The organism is Sulfoacidibacillus thermotolerans, from assembly GCF_003144315.1.
GTDB classification, from domain to species: domain Bacteria; phylum Bacillota; class Bacilli; order Alicyclobacillales; family SLC66; genus Sulfoacidibacillus; species Sulfoacidibacillus thermotolerans.
Genome location: NZ_MPDK01000088.1, coordinates 1 through 1,073 on the forward strand (window position 1 = coordinate 1; position 1,073 = coordinate 1,073).

Consider the following 1,073-nt stretch of genomic DNA (forward strand, 5'->3'; position numbering starts at 1 on the left):
GTGTGCAACTGTCGCGCGAGTCATCGGTAGTACAGTTTGATCGTTTCCATCTTCGTTTGGTTTCTCATCGCAGAGACTCGTATGAAGATACTGTTATTCGTACGAGTGGTTTCCATTGTGATATCGCAATCCTTGATTGCGAATTAAGTATTGGGCAGAAACAAGATTTATATAATCTCGCTCGTGAACGTCATGGTGAATTGTTAATTGTGGAAGTACAATAATGGCCAAAGATATCGTTATTCCGAAAATGTATTGCCAACTTCGTGATACTTTATTACAAAGCGGTTGGATTATTAGTCACACCGATGTGAATGACACTTATATTGTTCTTATACCACCTGAAGGAACGATATCCTGCATTTTGCACTACATGCCCGAAGCGAAGACGGTTTATCCGAACGGGTCATTCCTGCTTCGTTTGCGCTCTGATACATGGAAGATCCAGACGGATACTTGTGCAATTGACGAGAATACCAGTAAAGAATTTATTCGCAAGCTAACTCAACTGAATAAAATCTACGAGCATGTTAAATTTGATTTGTTTAAGGAAGTCTTCTAATGATTACTATCAACGATCCAATCAAGCATAAAACTCAGAAAAGCATAATGGCTTGCATTCCTACCTGCCTTGCTATGCTTCTTGACAAAGACCCTGAGCAGGTGTATGACGAGTTCACAAAGGATTATATTCGTGGTTTTACTGACGTGTCGACCTATCTGCATAAGCACGGTGTCTTTGCGCAGCCGCATATCACTGCCGGTATGCACCAGATCCGACCTGGGCGCTTGTATCTTGCGACTGTACCATCTTTACAGTTACCTGGACTTTTCCATCAGATCATTATTGACGCTCGCTTCGGTGATGTTAAGGTATACGACCCATGTAAAGGTCTGCAAGGGAAACAATACTATTCCTATGACCACGTTGCAGAAGGTAATGATCTGGCGTATCCTCTGCGGTCTTTCCTGATCGATTACGAAATTATATTACCGGAGTGATTCATGAGTCTGCAACGTTTTGACAATGCGGAACTCGCGTGTGAATTTGCAAAGCGCAAGTTTGCTAAAAC

At 42.1% G+C, this 1,073-nt stretch carries 3 protein-coding genes; all 3 read left to right on the forward strand.

The window, feature by feature from the left end:
- Positions 1-224, forward strand: a 224-nt coding sequence (locus BM613_RS15280) for a hypothetical protein (RefSeq protein WP_181363211.1), incomplete at its 5' end; no start/stop codon positions are given.
- Positions 224-562: a hypothetical protein gene (locus BM613_RS14560; RefSeq protein WP_109431862.1), complete on the forward strand. Its 339-nt coding sequence runs from the start codon at positions 224-226 to the stop codon at positions 560-562. The genes BM613_RS15280 and BM613_RS14560, both read left to right, overlap by 1 nt.
- A complete protein-coding gene (locus tag BM613_RS14565; protein WP_109431863.1) occupies positions 562-1,002 on the forward strand; it encodes a hypothetical protein in 441 nt (146 codons plus the stop codon). Before BM613_RS14560 ends, BM613_RS14565 begins: the two co-directional genes overlap by 1 nt.
- The last annotated feature ends 71 nt before the right edge of the window (positions 1,003-1,073 follow it).

What these genes read in the sequence shown, in the direction of transcription:
- BM613_RS14560 (WP_109431862.1), top strand. Translation starts at nt 224, where the DNA reads ATGGCCAAAGATATCGTTATTCCGAAAATGTATTGCCAACTTCGTGAT.
- BM613_RS14565 (WP_109431863.1), top strand. Translation starts at nt 562, where the DNA reads ATGATTACTATCAACGATCCAATCAAGCATAAAACTCAGAAAAGCATA.